The following is a 16,308-nucleotide window of genomic DNA, read 5'->3' on the forward strand; positions in this document are numbered from 1 at the left end:
TTATATGAAATTCAATACAAAAGTGATACACGGAGGACAGCATCACGACCCGTCTACTGGCGCGGTTATGCCACCCGTTTATCAGACATCTACATTTGTACAGACAAGTCCTGGAAAACCTTTGGCAGATTACGAGTACAGCCGTGCTTCAAATCCTACTAGAACTGCTCTAGAAGACGCACTGGCAAGTATAGAAAACGGAACACGCGGATTGGCTTTTTCTTCTGGTCTTGCTGCAACAGACTGCGTTTTAAGATCTTTTAAAGCCGGTGACGAAATCATTGCCATGGATGATTTATATGGTGGAACTTACAGAATGTTCTCAAGAATATATAAAGATTCTGGAATTAAATTTCATTTCGTAGATATGACCAATATCGACAAATTGAAAGCCTTGATTAATGAAAACACCAAATTGATCTGGGTGGAAACACCCACAAATCCATTGATGAAATTGGCAGACATTGCAGAGGTTGCTAAAATTACCAAAGAGAAGAATATTCTTTTGGCTGTTGACAATACTTTTGCGACACCATATCTACAGAAACCACTTGATTTGGGTGCCGACATCGTGATGCATTCTGCGACAAAATATTTAGGAGGCCATTCTGATGTGATTGCTGGGGCGCTAATTGTAAAAGATGCCGCATTAGGAGATCAATTGCATTTTCAACAATTTGCAACAGGAGCGACACTTGGACCAATGGATAGTTTTTTGGTTTTGAGAGGGATCAAAACGTTGGCTTTACGTGTGCAGAGACATTGCGAAAATGGTGAAAAAGTAGTCGAATACTTAAGTAATCATCCTAAAATAAAAACGGTTTATTACCCTGGATTAAAAACTCATCCTTTTCACGAAATCGCTAAAAAACAAATGAAAGCTTTTGGCGGAATGGTTTCTTTTGATTTTAAATCGGGTAAAAAAGAAGATTCGATTGCGTTTTTAGAGAAACTGAAAGTATTTACCTTGGCTGAATCTCTTGGAGGTGTAGAATCACTTGCCAATCATCCTGCATTGATGACTCATGCTTCTATTCCTGCAGATAAAAGGGCAGAAGTTGGTATTAATGATGATTTGGTTCGCTTAAGTGTAGGTATTGAAGATGCAGACGATTTAATTGCCGATTTAGAACAAGCACTTTCTTAAAAAAAGGAAATTCCAATAAAAAAATCCCAAATTCCTAAAAATTACGATTGGAATTTGGGATTTTTTATATTTTGAAATTTAGATAATTTTAGAATTCTAAGTAGTAAATATATCCGAAGTTAAACCAAACCTGCCAGTCGTTTGATTTGTTTTCTTTGTAGATGTCTTTGTTTGGGTTTAATCCGTCAATCCAGTCTGAGCTGAACATCTGAAAGCGGGTTTCAAACATCAAGTCGCTCATTGTTGTGATTTTATAATGAAATCCAACTGCACCAGTTGCAGATAAAGCTACGCCATTTTCAGAAGAAAAACCATGAGCACGACCATCAGATGGAGTTAAAAACTTGACAGGAGTTACAGTAGGAAGTGATAAATTTCCTAAGTGAGAGGAAATTTTCGCAGAGTAATAATTTACCTGAAAACCTGCTGCAAAATAAGGGCTGAAACCACCGATTGTATTTTCGAAATCGTGAATTTTCATAAAAGGAGAAAATTCTAACTGAGCTCCGAGACCTACTACAGTTGAGGTTGCTCGTACCGCTTTTAGCTGCTGAGCAAATAAACCGTCAGGTTTTCTGTCTACCCAGTCTCCATAATGTTTGAGATTTGTTCTGCTGAAAGAAAGATCAGATCTTACCTTAAAATGTTCTGTAAAAAAACTTTCGCGGTTATTTGCAGCAGAAAAGTTGATGAAGTGCATAATTCCAATCCCAAAACCAGAGTTTCCTACGTTGGTGTCGACATCATGTCGTTGTCCAAAATCAGATTGAAGAGTTACTGGTCCTGCATATATTCCTATCTCATAGGCTAGGTCAGATTGGGCAGTTGCCGCGGTCGATATACCAAATAAGGCAAATAATGTGATAAATAGGTGCTTAGGCATTTTTTAGGGCTTACAAATCTTGGCAAATATATAAAAAACATATTCGAATCAAAATATTAAATCGTTCTATTAGAAAATAAGTATCAAATTACTTAATTTACTAATTTTTAAGACGGTTTTTGCCTGTAAAGACCTACATGTAAAATGTATTTTTTTGGAATGCTTGAAAATAACACAAATCGGAGGCAAAAACGAAAAAATATAACAACTAATTGTATTTTGCGCTATCTTTGTGCGTTAAAACGAAAACGTTTTCTTAATTCAAATTTTTAATTAATTTGGATAGAATTTAAACTTAATCAGTCGAATAATTTATTTCAAAATGGAACAGAAAATAAATGAATTTATGGCTCTTGTTGAGTCAAAAAATCCAAACGAACCGGAATTTCTTCAAGCTGTTAGAGAATTTGCAGAAACTGTAATTCCATTTATCGCAGAGCGAAAAAAATACGATGGTAAAAATCTTCTTTTGAGAATTGCCGAACCAGAGAGATCTGTGATTTTTAGAGTTCCTTGGGTTGATGATAAAGGAGAAATTATCGTAAACAGAGGTTTTAGAATTCAGATGAATTCTGCAATCGGACCTTATAAAGGCGGCATCAGATTTCATCATACCGTAAATTTATCTGTTTTAAAATTCCTTGCTTTTGAACAGGTTTTCAAAAACAGTTTGACTACACTTCCAATGGGTGGCGGAAAAGGAGGTTCTGATTTTGATCCAGAAGGAAAATCAGATGGAGAAATCATGCGTTTTTGTCAGTCTTTCATGACCGAATTATGCCGTCATATTGGGCCAGATCTTGACGTTCCTGCTGGAGATATCGGAGTGGGAGCTAGAGAAATCGGTTACTTGTTTGGACAATACAAAAGAATCAGAAATGAATTTACAGGAGTTTTAACTGGAAAAGGTTTAGCTTACGGAGGTTCATTGATTAGACCAGAAGCTACAGGTTATGGAGTGGTGTATTTTACAGATCAGATGCTGCGTACTATCGGACAAGACATAAAAGGTAAGGTAGTTGCAATCTCAGGATTCGGAAACGTTGCTTGGGGTGTTGCGCTAAAAGTAAATGAGCTTGGCGGAAAAGTTGTTACCATTTCTGGACCTGATGGCTATATATATGATGAAGAAGGAATTTCTGGAGAAAAAATCGACTATATGCTCGAAATGAGAGCCAGCGGCGATAACAGAGCAGAAAGATACTTAGAGAAATATCCTAACGCTGTTTTCCACAAAGGAAAAAGTCCGTGGGAAGTAAAAGTAGATATCGCAATTCCTTGTGCGACTCAAAACGAGTTGAACGGTGAAGATGCTAAAAAACTGATTGAAAACGGTGTTCTATGTGTGACAGAGGCTGCAAATATGCCTTCGACATTAGATGCTATCAAGCTTTTCTTAGACAATAAAGTATTGTTTGCTCCTGGTAAAGCTGCCAATGCAGGTGGTGTTGCCGCATCTGGATTAGAAATGACTCAAAACTCTATTCGTCTTAACTGGACTAGCGAGGAAGTAGATTTGAGATTGAAAGAGATCATGGTCGGAATTCATAATCAATGTAAAAAATACGGTGCCGAAGAAGACGGTTATGTAAATTACGTAAAAGGCGCAAACATTGCCGGATTCGTAAAAGTGGCCGATGCTATGCTCGCTCAGGGTGTAGTTTAAAATTTAATTACAATGATGAAATGTCTTCAGTTATCTAAAAGATAATTCGAAGGCATTTTTTTATTTACAGCAGAACAAAAACTAAATAAATACCGTTTGTAGTATATTTGTCTATTCGAATATAATAAATGATGAAGAGAAGAATTTTCTGTGTTTTGTTTTCAATTCTGTTTCAGTTTTGCTGGACACAAAATAAATTGTCATGGCAAGGCTATTTCTCATTTAATGAAATCAAAGACATTTCGCAGTCTTCAAATACCGTTTTTGCGGGTTCAGAGAATGCACTGTTTTCTAAAAATACAGCTTCAAATGTTCAAAAAACAATTACTACTATCGACGGACTGTCGGGACAGACTATTGCAGCGATTTATTACAGCGAAGCCTTTAAAAAAACGCTTATAGGTTACGAAAACGGATTAATGATTGTAATTAATGAAGACGGTAGCATTCTTAAAAAAGTAGATATTATCAATAAACAGCTTCCTTCGGACTTAAAGAAAATCAATCATTTTATGGAATATAACGGATTTGTGTATGTTTCATGCGATTTCGGAATTGTACAGTTTAATCTGAACACAATGCAGTTTGGAGATACTTATTTTATTGGAGATAACGGGGTAGAGGTCAGTGTTAGGCAAACGGCTTATTTTAATGGCTTTATTTTCGCCGCAACTTCAAACGGAATAAAACGTGCAGCTATCGCCAATCCAAATTTGATTGATTTTAACAGATGGATTTTAATCAACTCAGGAAATTGGTCAGGAGTAGAAAGTTTAGATACAGAACTTGTTGCGGTCAATACGTCAGGTTATATACATCGATATAATTCCAATACTTTTGTCGGTTTTTCGCAGTTACCACAGGCTGTCGTAGATATACGTGCTGTAAATCGTAATTTGTTTGTTACCACTCCACAAGCGGTTTATGTCTACAATAGTCAAATGATTCAAAATCGGCAGATTACGAATCTTCAGGTTTTGGATAATAGTTTGAATTTTACCTGCGCAACAAGTGTTGGAAATCAGATTTTTATTGGAACTAAAGAAAAAGGACTATTCTCTTCTTTGCTTACCGGAAATGCAGTTTTTGAAAACAATACACCAAGCGGACCATCGCGCAACAATATTTTTTCGCTTGATGTCACTTCAAATGTGCTTTGGGCGGTTTATGGCGATTATGATACTTTTTACAATCCATATCCTTTAGACAGTTATGGAGTGAGTAAATATGATGCTTCAGGCTGGCTTGCTATTCCGTACAGTGAAGTTTATGATGCCAAGTCAATCGTTAAGATTTTGGTGAATCCGTCCAATGAAAATAAGGTTTATGCAAGTTCCTTTTTTTCGGGCTTGCTAAGAATCGAGAACGATGTTCCGAATTTTTTGTTTAACGAAAAAAATAGCGGTTTAGAAAGTCTCGTAACTACAGATCCTAATTATATTGACATTCGCGTCAACGGAACTGCTTTTGACAAAACAGGTAATCTCTGGGTAACCAACAGCAGGGTTAAAAATGGCTTGAAGGTTCTAAAGCCAAATGGGCAATGGCAAAGTTATGCCACAAGCACGATTTTAAACAGTCCTGAATCTACAAATTTCGGCAACATTGTAATTGATAAAAATAATACGAAGTGGATTGCTACAAGTAATAATGGCGTGATTGCTTTTAATGAAAGCAATAATACATACAAAAAAATTACGTCGGGAACCGATACTGGAAATCTCCCTACAGAGAATGTGAGAGTTGTAGCGATTGATGCAAAAGACCAGTTGTGGATAGGGACAGGAAAAGGCTTAAGAGTCTTGTCAAATATTGGAAGTTTTCAGAATGATGGACAGCTTAAAGCGAATTCGATTATTATAATGGATGATAATCTAGCTCAGGAATTATTGTATGAACAGTTTATCACCTCGATAGTAGTCGACGGTGCCAACAACAAATGGATCGGAACAGCAGATTCTGGCGTTTTTATGGTTTCGCCAAACGGTCAAGAAACCAAATATCATTTTACGATTAATAATTCACCTCTTCCGAGCAATGTTATCAATGATATCAAGATAAACAGCAAAACCGGAGAAGTGTTTATTGCAACCAGCAAGGGAATGATTTCTTTTGGCGGAATTGCAACTAGCGCCAATGATGATTTAAGCAATGTGTATGTGTATCCGAATCCTGTAAGGCCAACGTATACTGGTACTGTAAAAGTGGCTGGCTTAATTGATAAAGCCAATGTTAAAATTACAGATATTGAAGGGAATTTAGTTTACGAAACCACATCAGAAGGAGGAACCATCGAGTGGGATACAACAGCTTTCGGCAGATATAAAGTAGCATCAGGCGTTTACATGGTTTTTATTTCCGCTCAAGACGGAGGAGAAACCAAAGTAAAAAAAGTAATGATTATTCGATAATAGTAAGTATTCAGTGTTCAGTTTTTTAGTGTTCAGTTTTCTCTTTATTGGTCGAACTTGAAACTTTAAACCTTAAACAAAAAAAACAAAAATTTTGCTTGTCAAAACCAAAGCCATAGTAATCTCTTCTTTAAAATTTCAGGAAAAAAGCTTGATTGTAAAATGCTTCACCCTTTCCAGCGGACTGAAATCTTATTTTGTGCGGGATGCTTTTTCGAGCCGAAAAGCAAGTCAGAAGATTGCTTATTTTCAGCCGTTTTCGATTTTAGACATTGAAGCGGTTCATAAAAACAAAGGCACTTTGGAAAATTTTAAAGAGATCAAAACTGCGGTTCCGTTTCAGACTATTCATACTGATATTGTTAAAAGTACGATGGTAATGTTTCTGTCTGAAATGCTTCATTATTCCATTCAAGAAGAAGAAAAAAACGAACAGCTTTTTCTCTTTTTAGAAACTGCCTTGACTTGGCTCGATCATCATGACGAAATTTCAAATTTTCACTTAATTCTGCTGTTAGAAATTACTAAGTATCTCGGTTTTTATCCTGATGTCTCAGATGTAAATCTTCCTTTTTTTGAAATGAATGAAGGCGTTTTTACGCTTTTTCATAATGGAAATGTATTGTCTGAACACGAAACCAATTTGTTTAAAAAACTATTGGAATTAAGATTCGACAACAATCAAAAAGTCTTTCATGTTTTAGAAAGGCAGCTCTTGCTCAAAATTCTAATTGATTATTACAGTCTGCATTTAGAAGGATTCAAAAAACCTAAATCTCTCGAGATTTTAAAGGAAGTTTTCTCTTAAATACGCCAAAAGCGCAATATTTGTTGCAGAATCTGTTTGGAATTTCCCGAAATCGCTCTTTTTTCCGTCATATTTTCTCTATTTTACTCAAAATTCCTTACTTTCGCACCTCGTTTAAGAAAAGGATAAAATGAGTACAAAATTTACTGAATACAAAGGACTTGACTTACCAACTGTAGCGTCTGAAGTTCTTGATTTTTGGAAGAAAGAAAATATATTTGAAAAGAGTGTAACCACTCGCGAAGGTGCAGAACCTTTCGTATTTTTTGAAGGTCCGCCTTCAGCAAACGGATTACCTGGAATTCACCACGTGATGGCACGTGCGATTAAAGATATTTTTTGTAGATATAAAACTCAGAAAGGTTTTCAGGTAAAAAGAAAAGCCGGATGGGATACTCACGGTCTGCCTGTTGAATTGGGTACCGAAAAAGAATTAGGAATCACAAAAGAAGATATTGGCAAGACCATTTCTATCGAAGAATATAACGAGGCGTGTAAAAAAACCGTTATGCGTTATACAGATGTATGGAACGATTTGACCGAAAAAATGGGTTATTGGGTTGATATGGATGATCCATATGTAACTTACAAGCCAAAATATATGGAGTCTGTTTGGTGGCTTTTGAAGCAAATCTACGATAAAGGTTTGTTGTACAAAGGATATACAATTCAGCCATACTCTCCAAAAGCAGGAACTGGATTATCTTCTCACGAGGTAAATCAGCCTGGAGCTTATCGTGATGTTACGGATACTACAATTGTAGCACAATTCAAAACTTTGCCAGAAACATTGCCAAGCTTTTTACAAGGTTTTGGAGATATTCACATTTTAGCTTGGACGACAACTCCTTGGACACTTCCGTCAAATACAGCTTTGACAGTTGGTCCAAAAATCGACTATGTTTTAGTAAAAACTTTTAATCAATATACTTTTGAGCCAATCAATGTGATTTTGGCTAAAAACTTAGTTGGAAAACAATTCGGGAAAGGATATTTCTTAAGCGAAGATGAAGCTGATTTTGACAATGTAAAAAATGGCGACAAAAAATTGCCATACAAAATCTTAACTGAAGCAAAAGGAGCAGATTTAGTAGAAATCCGTTACGAGCAATTATTGCCTTATGTGTTACCATATCAAAATGCTGAAAATGCATTTAGAGTAATTTCTGGAGACTTCGTTACAACAGAAGACGGAACCGGAATTGTGCATACAGCTCCGACTTTTGGTGCAGATGATGCTAAAGTAGCAAAAGAAGCAAAACCAGAAGTGCCACCAATGTTGGTTTTAGACGAAAACGGAACTGCTGTTCCTTTAGTTGACCTGCAAGGGAAATTCACTTCTCATGTGGGTGATTTGGCTGGTAAATACGTTAAAAACGAATATTACGATGCAGGACAAGCTCCAGAGAAATCTGTTGATGTTGAAATCGCTATTCGTCTTAAAGAAGAGAATAAAGCTTTTAAAGTTGAAAAATACGTGCACAGTTATCCACACAGCTGGAGAACAGATGAGCCGTTATTATACTATCCTCTAGATTCATGGTTCATCAAAGTAACCGATGTAAAAGATAGAATGTTCGACCTGAACGAAACTATCAACTGGAAACCTAAATCTACTGGTGAAGGACGTTTTGGAAATTGGCTTAAAAATGCCAACGATTGGAACTTATCTCGTTCTAGATATTGGGGAATTCCGTTGCCAATTTGGAGAACAGAAGATAAAACAGAAGAAGTTATTATCGGTTCTGTTGAAGAATTGTACAATGCAATCGAAAAATCAATCGAAGCAGGTTTCCAAAAAGAAAATCCGTTTAAAGGTTTTGAAATCGGAAATATGTCTGAGGCTAATTACGATTTAATCGATTTGCACAAGAATGTTGTTGATGCCATTACTTTAGTTTCGGCTTCTGGAAAACCAATGAAGCGCGAAAGTGATCTAATCGACGTTTGGTTCGATTCTGGAGCAATGCCTTATGCACAATGGCACTATCCTTTTGAAAACAAAGACAAGATTGACGGAAACAAAGATTTTCCAGCAAATTTCATTGCAGAAGGTGTAGATCAGACTCGTGGGTGGTTTTACACCTTGCACGCTATCGGAACTTTGGTTTTTGATAAAGTAGCGTACAAAAATGTAGTTTCGAATGGTTTGGTTTTGGATAAAAACGGACAAAAAATGTCGAAACGTTTAGGAAATGCAACAGATCCTTTTGAAACAATTGCAGAATACGGTCCGGATGCAACGCGTTGGTACATGATTTCAAACGCAAATCCTTGGGATAACCTGAAATTTGATATCGAAGGAATTGCTGAGGTTCGTCGTAAATTCTTCGGAACGCTTTACAATACCTATTCGTTCTTTTCGTTATATGCAAATATCGATGGATTTAAATATGCGGAAGCTGAAATTCCGTTAAACGAAAGACCAGAAATCGATCAATGGATTATTTCTGAATTGCATACGTTAATCAAATTTGTTGACGAATGCTACGAAGATTACGAGCCAACAAAAGCGACAAGAGCCATTTCTGATTTCGTTCAGGAAAACCTAAGTAACTGGTATGTTCGTTTATGCCGTCGTCGTTTCTGGAAAGGGGAATATGCAAAAGATAAAATTGCGGCTTACCAAACGCTTTATACTTGTTTGCTTACAGTCAGTAAATTAAGCGCTCCAGTGGCTCCATTTTTTATGGATAAATTGTACAGAGATTTGACATCATCTACGGGAACCGAGGATTTTGCTAGTGTTCACTTGGCAGAATTCCCAAAATTTGTCGAAAACTTTGTTAATAAAACGTTGGAAAGCAAAATGCAGAAGGCGCAAACCATCTCATCTTTGGTTTTATCACTGCGTAAAAAAGAGATGATAAAAGTTCGTCAACCTCTGCAAAAGGTAATGATTCCAGTACTTGACGAGAAACAGCGTGCTGAAATCGAAGCGATTTCTGACCTGGTAAAAGCAGAGGTAAACGTGAAAGAAATCGAACTTTTAGACGATGCGTCAGGTATTTTGGTAAAACAAATTAAGCCTAATTTTAAAGCTCTTGGACCTCGTTTTGGTAAAGATATGGGATTGATTTCTAAGGAGATACAAGGTTTTTCTGCAGAACAAATCAATCAATTGGACAAGCAAGGTACGATAGATATTGTAATTGCAGGAAATAGTGTAACTTTATCATTAGAAGACGTCGAAATAACATCGCAAGATATCGAAGGTTGGCTGGTTGCAAATTCAAACGGAATTACAGTTGCGCTTGACATTACAATCTCCGAAGAATTAAAAAATGAAGGTATCGCGAGAGAATTAGTTAACAGAATACAAAACATTCGTAAAGATTCAGGATTTGAGGTTACGGATAAAATTAATGTACAAATAAAAAGAGACGGCATATTAGAAGATGCGGTTTCAAAGAATGAAGACTATATAAAGTCAGAAACATTAACAGACAAGCTGGTTTTTGTGGACGCTTTAGAAAACGGCACAGAAATTGAGTTTGATGATATTAGAACAATGATATTAATTTCAAAATAAGTATAATACCATGATAGATGAAATTACAAGATACTCAGACGCTGACTTAGCGGAGTTCAAAGAAATAATCCAGGCAAAAATTAAAAAAGCGCAAGAAGATCTTGATTTGATCAAAAGTGCCTATATGAACGATTTGAATAACGGAACCGACGATACTTCTCCAACTTTTAAAGCTTTTGAAGAAGGAAGCGAGACCATGTCAAAAGAAGCAAACTCTCAGTTGGCTATCAGACAAGAGAAATTCATTCGTGACTTAAAAAATGCCTTATTCCGTGTTGAAAACAAAACATACGGTATTTGTAAAGTAACAGGTAAATTAATCAGCAAAGAAAGGCTTAAAATCGTTCCTCACGCAACGATGAGTATCGAAGCTAAAAACTTGCAACGATAAATTATAAATTACTATATAATTCAAACAAAAACGCTTCCATTTTGGGAGCGTTTTTTGTTTAATCTTTTAAGTTCCTGAATTAGTTGGTTATTGTAGTTGATTGAAAGAAATTATTTATAATTAGTCAAAATAAACCAAACTTAAAGACTGATTTTTTTGTAGGAATAACGCAGGTAAGATTACCTAAGAATTTTCAGTATAGATGTAAAAAAACCGCCTTGGTTAGTGGCGGCTTTTTTAGGGTGAATTTATTTACGCTAGGTTCTTTTCGACCTCAGATTTGTGTTTTCTTAAAATCGCTCTAGTCATTCCTAAATTAGCTTTTGAAGCATCTGCAGCCAGATAAATCATGAATTTTTTGTTTGGCGAAATATCGATAATGTGAATTTGATTAGAAAGCGTAATCAAAATATCTTCAATATCTTGATTCAAGCCTAGGGCTTTTACGGCATTCAGTTTAGCTTTTACAACTTCCAAATTATAAGCAGCAGCGAGTTCGGGGTCAAAACTCGGGTCGATAGTAAGGTTGCCAAAGCTCAATCCTGATTCTATCTCTGTTACAGCAACAGCAATAAAGCCGTTTACGTTGGTTTTCATTTCATTTAAAAACACGTTTAAAAAGTCGTTAGTCATAGTTCTTGGGTTTGTTTGTTAATAGATATGTTATTTCAGTAGGGAATTTTTGCTTAATTCGGCAGAAACTTCTTCGGTTGATCGCATTAACAAAGCCAGATTGCTTCCTTCTCTAGAAAATGCGACAATAAAGTTCGAATCACTTATTTTGTTTCCGACCACTACTCCTTCGGAGCTTTTAAGGTAAAGCTGTTTCAAGGAGCCTTTCTCTAAGTCGGTTAAGAATTTTTCGCTCATTGATAAAATTGCGGCGCTCATTGCCGCAATGCTGTCTCCGTAATCGAGATGAAGAGAAGTGATGAGTTTTCCTTTTCCGTTTAGAATCAAAGCGGCGGTTGCTTTTGTGTCGACTAAAAAATTGTTTAAGGTAGTTGTAATTTCATTCATGATTTGTAGGATTTGTGGGAGTGTTGTTAGAATTAATTCATTTTGGTATGGTATTTTGAAAATTATTGCTATTCTTCCTAAACAAGTGTTAATTTTTATTAACAAATATAAATTAAATTATGTATCATTGTAACGCCAAATCATTAATAATTTTAATTATTTACTATAAAAAACTTACACTATGGCTAAAGTATTGAAATTCAAGGATGTGAACTCTGATGTAGAGAAAAGAATGAAAGAATTCGAAAAACTGCGAATTAAATTTAAAGCTGATGTAAAAAAAGGTGAAGCCAAAAAGGCGGCGGCCGGAAAAGAAAGCAAAGGGATTTTTAGATCTATTTCTGATTTTTTCTCCGACAGTCCAAAAACACCTGCAAGTGCGGCAATAAAAAAATAATTTGGCAGTTCTGAACTAGCAGATTAATTTGCTTAGTTTTGCTCAGAAACAATTAACGCTCCTTTAGGAGCGTTTTTTTTGATTTAATTGTTATTTTTGCCCATCAAAAAAAGATAAAATGTCATTACGAAAAGCGTACCTCCTTATATTTCTAGTTTTAATTGTCGATCAGCTCTCAAAGATTTATGTGAAAACCAATTTCGTCTTAGGTGAACTTGGAGAGGTTAAGGTTTTTGATTGGTTTCGAATTCATTTTATAGAAAACGAAGGAATGGCTTGGGGAACTAAGATTCCTGGCGAGTACGGAAAATTGATTTTGACTGTTTTCAGGATTTTTGCCGTATTCGGAATCGGATGGTGGCTTGCCGATGCAGTTAAAAAAAGACAATCTAATTATTTGATTACCGCTATTGCCTTGATTTTTGCTGGAGCTACAGGAAACATTATTGATTCTGTTTTTTATGGAGTTATTTTTGATGCAAGTACCGATCATACGCTAGCAACCATTTTTTCGCCAGAACCTTACGGAACATGGTTTCATGGTTTGGTGGTCGATATGTTTTACTTTCCGATTTGGCACGGTAGACTTCCGGAATGGATTCCCTATTTTGGCGGAAATGATTTTAGGTTTTTCAATGCCATATTTAATGTTGCAGACGTAGCAATTTCTACAGGAGTCGGAATATTGTTGGTTTTCAATAAAAAAGCTTTTCCCAAACACGAATAAATTTAAAAATTCCAAAATTTTCAAAATTCCAAATCCCAATATTTGTAGCATTCGCAGCAAAAAGATATTGGGATTTGGAATTTTTCATTATTGAGGGATGAATATTTTGTATTATTTTTACAATACAAAAAAAATCAGAATTATGCAAAGTCCGTCTTTTTCTATTTACGATGCCTCTGCCGGTTCAGGAAAGACGTACACTTTGGTTAAAGAATATCTCAGGATTATTCTTTCTTCTAAGCAAAAGGATGCTTATAGAAATATCTTAGCCATTACTTTTACCAATAAAGCGGTTCACGAAATGAAAAGCCGTATTGTCGGTAGTCTTTCCGAATTTGCTAAAGATGACCCATCACCTAAAGCGGTTCAGTTAATGGAGGATCTTGCGAGAGAAACGAATCTTTCTTTAATTCAATTAAAAACTAAATCACAAGAAATCATAAAGCATCTAATTCACAATTATGCTGCTTTTGATATTTCTACTATTGATAAATTTACCCATAGGGTTATTCGTGCTTTTGCGCATGACCTTAATCTTCCAATGACTTTCGAGGTAACACTCGATACGGAGAATCTACTCGTAGAAGCCGTTGATGCGATTATCGCACAAGCAGGCGAAGACGAGACCTTGACCAAGCTGCTCATCGATTTTACAATGGAAAAAACCGATGATGACAAAAGCTGGGATGTTTCTCGCGAAATTCTCGAAACCGGACGCTTGGTTTTGAATGAAAACAATCGAAACGAAATTCTGCATTTTCAAGACAAGAGCATTTCGGAGTTTATAGAAATCAAAGCAAAAATGCTGCAGCTCTGCAAAGAACTAGAATCTCAAAACAGTGAATCTGCTTGTGAAGCGCTTTCGTTAATTGAAAAGAACGGGATTGATTTGAAATCGTTTTCAAGAGGAACTTTTCCGAATCATCTGGAAAGCATCAGAGATGGTAAATTCAATCCAAAGAATAAAATGTTTCACGAGTTTGATGATATTGCAATCAATAAAACGGCAAAAGATCGAGCATTGATTGAAAACATTATTCCCGATTTGCTGAAAATTCTTGAAGGAGTTTATAAGAATTTTGAAAAACGTGATTTCTATAAGGCCTTCCTTAAAAATATAACACCACTTTCGCTTCTCAATACTGTGAGCAATGAGTTGGCAAAAATTCAATCGGAACAAAATATTCTTTCGATTTCAGAATTTAATGCAATCATTCATCGCGAAATTCAAGAGCAGCCTGCGCCTTTTATTTATGAACGTCTTGGAGAGCGTTATCGTCATTTTTTTATTGATGAATTTCAGGATACTTCAGAAATGCAGTGGAACAATTTGATTCCGCTGATCCATAATTCGCTTTCAGGTCAAGACGATGCAGGAAATAAAGGAACGTTAATGATTGTTGGAGATCCGAAACAATCTATTTACAGATGGCGTGGCGGAAAAGCTGAGCAGTTTATAGAATTAGGGAAAGAAGATTTTGAATTTTTTCACCATGAAAAAGAATTGAGGCATTTAGATACAAACTACCGAAGTTATAGTCAGGTGATTGATTTTAATAATGCTTTCTTTAAATTGATTTCGTCTGAATTTGAAAATCTTGATTATAAGGATTTATACGAAAATCATAGTTTTCAGAATTCAAATTCAAAAAAAGGCGGATATGTCAATTTGAGTTTTCTTCCAATAATAGAAAAAGAAGATGGCGTTGATGAGGAAGATGCAATTGAAAAATCGGATTTGTATGTTCTGGCGGTTTTAAATACAATTCAAAAAGTTGTAAAACAAGGTTTTGAGTATCGAGACATTGTGATCCTGACACGTAAAAGAGATCAAGGAGTCTTGGTTGCAAATTATTTGACAGAACAAAACATTCCAATTATATCTTCAGAAACTTTAATGATTCAGAATGCGGCCGAAGTTCGTTTGATTGTCTATCTGCTGCGTTATTTAAACAATAATGCCGATTTGGAATCTAAAGCCTATTTTCTTCATTTCCTCGCTTTTAATAAGGAGGTTGAAATGCCAGTTCATGATTTTATTGCTCACGGAATGGCTTATAAAAGCGAAGCCGATTTTGAGCAATGGCTTTTAAGCTGTGATGTTTCTTTTTGTTTCTCGGATGTTAGGAAAAAATCATTGTACGAAGCAGTAGAATTGATTATTTCAAGATTTTTAAACGTTTCGGAAAGAAATGCGTACGTGCAGTTTTTTATGGATATTGTTTTGGAACGTGATATTAAAAATCAGGCCGGAATTGCTGATTTTCTGAATTACTGGGAAAAGAATTCTCATAAGTTCAGCATTCCGTCGCCAGAAGGGAACAATGCAGTTCAGATTATGACCATACATAAGTCAAAGGGATTAGAGTTTCCGGTTGTCATAATGCCGTTTGCAGAAGAGGATTATTCTAGAAAACCAAAAGATAAATTATGGCTTGATGCGGAAGAAGAATCTTTGGGGATTCCAAAAGCCTTGATAGACAACAGTAGTGCGGTGGAAAATTTTGGAGAAAGCGCTTCGGCGATTTTCAATCTTAAGAAACAGGAAGAGCTGCTCGATAATATTAATGTGCTGTATGTTGCCCTTACACGGGCAGAAGAGCAGCTGTATGTGATTTCGCAGGCGATGAAAGAAAGAAAAGACGGTGAGTTGCCCAATAATATGGCGTCTTTTTTTATTAAATACCTAATGCACGAAAAGATATTTGAAACCGAAAAATTAGAATATGAATTTGGAAGCAATACTAGGCTTTCGCAACCAGAAAAAGTTGTCGATACTATAAAAACCATCGAAGCCGTTGAGGAAGTTTTGGATCCAAAGAATATTAAAATTGCGCAACGAGAAGCTTTAATGTGGGGGACGCATCAGCAGGAAGCCATTTCGTATGGTAATATTGTTCATGAGATTCTGGCTTTTGTAAAAGACAAGTCAGATGTCGATTTGGCGATTGCCAAAGCCATGGAAAACGGGCTCATAACTTTTGACCAAGTTCAAAAAGTAAATCAAACGTTGCTTGAAATTGTAAATCATCCAGAGTTGATAGATTGCTTTAACGGAAATCTTAAAGTTTTGAATGAACAGACGATTGTACAAAAGGCGGGTAAAATTTTAAAACCTGATCGAATTGTCTTAAATCAAAACAAGGAAGCTTTTTTGATCGATTATAAAACTGGTGCCGTAAATCCAAAATACAAACAGCAAATTCAGGAATATCAAGATGCCATTGAGGATTTAGGATATAAAGTGTTAAAAAGGGCTTTGGTGTATATAGGTACCGATATTGATGTGGTAAATTTGTGAAAAAATTAATCAGAAGTTAAAGAAA

At 35.8% G+C, this 16,308-nt stretch carries 12 protein-coding genes; 9 read left to right on the top strand and 3 right to left on the bottom strand.

Annotation, left to right across the window (positions count from 1 at the left end):
- The first annotated feature begins 4 nt into the window (after positions 1–4).
- A complete protein-coding gene (locus E0W73_RS11830; RefSeq protein WP_135222291.1) occupies positions 5–1,147 on the top strand; it encodes a cystathionine gamma-synthase in 1,143 nt (380 codons plus the stop codon).
- Positions 1,148–1,235: 88 nt separating this feature from the next.
- On the opposite strand, the gene E0W73_RS11835 is transcribed toward E0W73_RS11830, so the two are convergent.
- Entirely contained in the window at positions 1,236–2,030 is a 795-nt protein-coding gene (locus E0W73_RS11835; protein WP_135222292.1) for a THC0290_0291 family protein, read from the bottom strand.
- A 322-nt stretch (positions 2,031–2,352) separates the two neighbouring features.
- Here E0W73_RS11835 and gdhA point away from each other — a divergent pair, with 322 nt between their 5' ends.
- The 5 genes from gdhA to E0W73_RS11860 all read left to right on the top strand — a co-directional run bounded on the left by gdhA (position 2,353) and on the right by E0W73_RS11860 (position 10,838).
- Positions 2,353–3,696, top strand: a complete 1,344-nt coding sequence (gene gdhA / locus E0W73_RS11840; protein WP_135222293.1) for an NADP-specific glutamate dehydrogenase — start codon at positions 2,353–2,355, stop codon at positions 3,694–3,696.
- Positions 3,697–3,827: 131 nt separating this feature from the next.
- Positions 3,828–6,107, top strand: a complete 2,280-nt coding sequence (gene porZ, locus E0W73_RS11845) for a type IX secretion system anionic LPS delivery protein PorZ (protein WP_135222358.1) — start codon at positions 3,828–3,830, stop codon at positions 6,105–6,107.
- 94 nt (positions 6,108–6,201) lie between these two features.
- Entirely contained in the window at positions 6,202–6,915 is a 714-nt protein-coding gene (gene recO / locus E0W73_RS11850; RefSeq protein WP_135222294.1) for a DNA repair protein RecO, read from the top strand.
- A 130-nt stretch (positions 6,916–7,045) separates the two neighbouring features.
- Positions 7,046–10,447: an isoleucine--tRNA ligase gene (gene ileS, locus E0W73_RS11855; RefSeq protein ID WP_135222295.1), complete on the top strand. Its 3,402-nt coding sequence runs from the start codon at positions 7,046–7,048 to the stop codon at positions 10,445–10,447.
- 10 nt (positions 10,448–10,457) lie between these two features.
- Positions 10,458–10,838: a TraR/DksA family transcriptional regulator gene (locus E0W73_RS11860; protein ID WP_012022792.1), complete on the top strand. Its 381-nt coding sequence runs from the start codon at positions 10,458–10,460 to the stop codon at positions 10,836–10,838.
- Positions 10,839–11,090: 252 nt separating this feature from the next.
- On the opposite strand, the gene E0W73_RS11865 is transcribed toward E0W73_RS11860, so the two are convergent.
- Together E0W73_RS11865 and E0W73_RS11870 are read right to left on the bottom strand one after the other, a co-directional pair.
- Positions 11,091–11,471, bottom strand: a complete 381-nt coding sequence (locus E0W73_RS11865) for a hypothetical protein (RefSeq protein ID WP_135222296.1) — start codon at positions 11,469–11,471, stop codon at positions 11,091–11,093.
- A gap of 30 nt (positions 11,472–11,501) precedes the next feature.
- Positions 11,502–11,858, bottom strand: coding sequence for a roadblock/LC7 domain-containing protein (locus tag E0W73_RS11870; protein ID WP_135222297.1), 357 nt, complete (start codon positions 11,856–11,858; stop codon positions 11,502–11,504).
- Positions 11,859–12,039: 181 nt separating this feature from the next.
- Between E0W73_RS11870 and E0W73_RS11875 the strand changes: the two genes are divergently transcribed.
- From E0W73_RS11875 to E0W73_RS11885, 3 genes are all read left to right on the top strand, one after another.
- Positions 12,040–12,255, top strand: coding sequence for a hypothetical protein (locus E0W73_RS11875; RefSeq protein WP_135222298.1), 216 nt, complete (start codon positions 12,040–12,042; stop codon positions 12,253–12,255).
- Between the two features lie 118 nt (positions 12,256–12,373).
- Complete coding sequence (locus E0W73_RS11880) at positions 12,374–12,982, top strand: lipoprotein signal peptidase (RefSeq protein ID WP_135222299.1); 609 nt, start codon at positions 12,374–12,376, stop codon at positions 12,980–12,982.
- Between the two features lie 142 nt (positions 12,983–13,124).
- Positions 13,125–16,283, top strand: coding sequence for a UvrD-helicase domain-containing protein (locus tag E0W73_RS11885; RefSeq protein WP_135222300.1), 3,159 nt, complete (start codon positions 13,125–13,127; stop codon positions 16,281–16,283).
- Positions 16,284–16,308 lie beyond the last annotated feature (25 nt).

The organism is Flavobacterium foetidum (assembly GCF_004634245.1).
GTDB classification, from domain to species: domain Bacteria; phylum Bacteroidota; class Bacteroidia; order Flavobacteriales; family Flavobacteriaceae; genus Flavobacterium; species Flavobacterium foetidum.

Bases quoted from the DNA above. Each gene is read 5' to 3' on its own strand.
- E0W73_RS11830 (WP_135222291.1), top strand. From the start codon at position 5: ATGAAATTCAATACAAAAGTGATACACGGAGGACAGCATCACGACCCG.
- E0W73_RS11835 (WP_135222292.1), bottom strand. From the start codon at position 2,030: ATGCCTAAGCACCTATTTATCACATTATTTGCCTTATTTGGTATATCG.
- gdhA (WP_135222293.1), top strand. From the start codon at position 2,353: ATGGAACAGAAAATAAATGAATTTATGGCTCTTGTTGAGTCAAAAAAT.
- porZ (WP_135222358.1), top strand. From the start codon at position 3,828: ATGAAGAGAAGAATTTTCTGTGTTTTGTTTTCAATTCTGTTTCAGTTT.
- ileS (WP_135222295.1), top strand. From the start codon at position 7,046: ATGAGTACAAAATTTACTGAATACAAAGGACTTGACTTACCAACTGTA.
- E0W73_RS11860 (WP_012022792.1), top strand. From the start codon at position 10,458: ATGATAGATGAAATTACAAGATACTCAGACGCTGACTTAGCGGAGTTC.
- E0W73_RS11865 (WP_135222296.1), bottom strand. From the start codon at position 11,471: ATGACTAACGACTTTTTAAACGTGTTTTTAAATGAAATGAAAACCAAC.
- E0W73_RS11870 (WP_135222297.1), bottom strand. From the start codon at position 11,858: ATGAATGAAATTACAACTACCTTAAACAATTTTTTAGTCGACACAAAA.
- E0W73_RS11875 (WP_135222298.1), top strand. From the start codon at position 12,040: ATGGCTAAAGTATTGAAATTCAAGGATGTGAACTCTGATGTAGAGAAA.
- E0W73_RS11880 (WP_135222299.1), top strand. From the start codon at position 12,374: ATGTCATTACGAAAAGCGTACCTCCTTATATTTCTAGTTTTAATTGTC.
- E0W73_RS11885 (WP_135222300.1), top strand. From the start codon at position 13,125: ATGCAAAGTCCGTCTTTTTCTATTTACGATGCCTCTGCCGGTTCAGGA.